We start from the raw sequence: 2,155 nt of genomic DNA on the forward strand, positions 1-2,155 counted from the left end.
CGTCGCCCAGCGCCGCGTTCAGCCGCGACACCTCGTCAATGATTGCCGAGCAGGTCGCCGAGGCCGGCCGCCGATAGGGATCGTCCAGCGCATCCTTCAGGACGACCGGAATCTTGCTGCGCATCAGGTTCACATCGCGCAGCGGCGAGGTGATGGCGTAGGTCAGGGAGCTCCTCTGGGAATCTTCGGCTGTCTTGAGCGACTGGGCTGACGCCGGGGAGGCAGTCGCAGCGAGCGCTCCCCCGCACAGTGCTGACACAGCAAGGGTGCGCTTCATACTGGATCCTCCCGATCGGGATAATGCGCGAGGTTGGCCGTGGCTCCCGTTCACGCCTTGCCGCAGAGCGGCCTCCGCCCTAAGGTCCGCGCCGCTTCGGCCGGCGCGCACACGCGCCGCGCCCTGGGCCGGTAGCTCAGCGGTAGAGCATTCGACTTTTAATCGAATGGTCGTGAGTTCGATCCTCACCCGGCCTACCAAGCTCTGTCGTGCGGAATGCGGCAGACGACCAGCTCCACCTTCGGCGCCCTCGGGCGGCGAAGGGCATGGTGGGCCGCTTTCCGTGCGGTGACAATCTCATAAATTCCAGATGGTTAAGGGCGGCGGCAGCCGGCGCGCGCGCCGAGCTGGACCGTAAGGGCTTGCCCTCGCCCTGGAATTGCGCAGCATCGTGGGGAACGCCTGCAAGGAGCACTCCCGTTGGCCAAATCGCTGATCAAGTCCGTCGCCTCCGACCTCGAGACGAATCTCAAGGAGATCTCCCGCAACCTGAAGACGGCCACCGCCAAGAGCGGCGACGAGGCCGAGGAGGCGATCGCGCGGGCGGCCGAGGCCCTCTCCCAGGCGGCCCAGCAGCTGACCGTCCAGGCCAAGGAACAGTCCAAGGCGCTGGCGAAAGGCGCCAGCGAGACGGTGAAGAAGCATCCGGCCGCCACGGCGGCGGCGGTGGCCGTCGCCGCCGCCGCCCTGGTCTCACTGCTCGTCGCCCGCCAGCGGGCGAAGAAGGACTAGAAGGCCCCCTGCGTCTCGGCGCTGACGCGCGCCGATCCACCTCCCGCGTCCTCTGCGGGCGGGGGGAGGTGCTGGCGCCCAGGATCCTCCCCCGCAAAGCGGGGGAGGGGGGCCGCCGAAGGCGGTGAAGGGGCGAAGCCTACTCCGCCGGCGCCTTCGCCGGGACGGGCGCCTTGTTCAGGTCCACCGACTTGGCCCCATAGCGGGCGGTGAAAGCGGCGGTGTCGATCTCCTCGAGCTCGATCTCTCGGGCCATCACCTTGGCCTTCCATTCCTCGTGCGCGGGGATATTGCCATGGAACTCGGGCATCACCTCCTCCGCGAACAGCTCGAGGGAGTCGCAGATGTCCTGGTGGCTGTTGCGGCCGGCCTGATTGAGCAGGATCACCTGGTCGATGTGGCTCTGTTCGAATTTGCGCAGCTTGCGACGCAGGGTCTCGGGACTGCCGATCAGGCCGCCGGAGAGGGCGTTCTCGGCGGCCTCGGGATTGGCCTGTTTCCACTTGTTGTACTCGACCCACATGTCGACCTCGCCGGGGCCCGGGCGCTTGCGGTCGGCCGAGTTGTAGAACCGCAGGCAGAACTGGAAGAAGGTCGCTCCGTCCGCCTTCTGCCGCGCCTCCTCGTCGGTCTTGGCGCACATGAACATCGAGACGAGGGCGATGTTCGGGTTCACCGGATAGTCGGCCAGCCGGTCCAGCCGCTTGGTCATGCCGTTGTAGTAGGCGTGCACCCAGGCGTGGGCCGCATCGGCGCTGACGAACTGGAAGCCCAGCGCGCCGAGCCCCTTCTCGCCGGCGTAGGCGATGGTCGGCAGCTGCGAGCAGGCGGTCCACAGCGGCGGGTGCGGCTTCTGGCGCGGCTTGGGCAGCACGTTGCGGGCCGGGAAGTCGAAGTAGGGCCCGTGGTATTCGTGGTTCGGCGAGGTGAACATCGGGACCAGGCAGCGGACCGCGTCCTCGAAGATCTCGCGCTTCTCCTTGAACGGGATGTCGAACGGCTCGAGCTCGGTGATCGAGGCGCTCTCGCCCATGCCGAGCTCCACACGTCCATTCGACAGCAGGTCGAGGGCCGCGACGTTGGCGGCGACCTTGGCCGGATGGTTGGTGGTCAGCTGGTAGATGCCATGGCCCAAGCGGATGTTCT

At 67.4% G+C, this 2,155-nt stretch carries 2 protein-coding genes, 1 tRNA gene and 1 pseudogene; 2 read left to right on the top strand and 2 right to left on the bottom strand.

What is annotated here, in order from left to right:
- Nucleotides 1-277: pseudogene (locus VHK87_RS03420) on the bottom strand (hypothetical protein); the annotation flags it as partial.
- Nucleotides 278-402: 125 nt separating this feature from the next.
- Here VHK87_RS03420 and VHK87_RS03425 point away from each other — a divergent pair.
- A tRNA-Lys gene (locus tag VHK87_RS03425) sits at nucleotides 403-477 on the top strand.
- A 220-nt stretch (nucleotides 478-697) separates the two neighbouring features.
- Nucleotides 698-1,009, top strand: a complete 312-nt coding sequence (locus VHK87_RS03430) for a hypothetical protein (protein WP_329633496.1) — start codon at nucleotides 698-700, stop codon at nucleotides 1,007-1,009.
- 139 nt (nucleotides 1,010-1,148) lie between these two features.
- Here the strand turns inward: VHK87_RS03430 and VHK87_RS03435 are convergent.
- Nucleotides 1,149-2,155, bottom strand: a 1,007-nt coding sequence (locus tag VHK87_RS03435) for an LLM class flavin-dependent oxidoreductase (RefSeq protein ID WP_329633497.1), incomplete at its 5' end; no start/stop codon positions are given.

Source organism: Phenylobacterium sp. (assembly GCF_036263695.1).
In the GTDB taxonomy this organism is placed as follows: Bacteria; Pseudomonadota; Alphaproteobacteria; order Caulobacterales; family Caulobacteraceae; genus Phenylobacterium.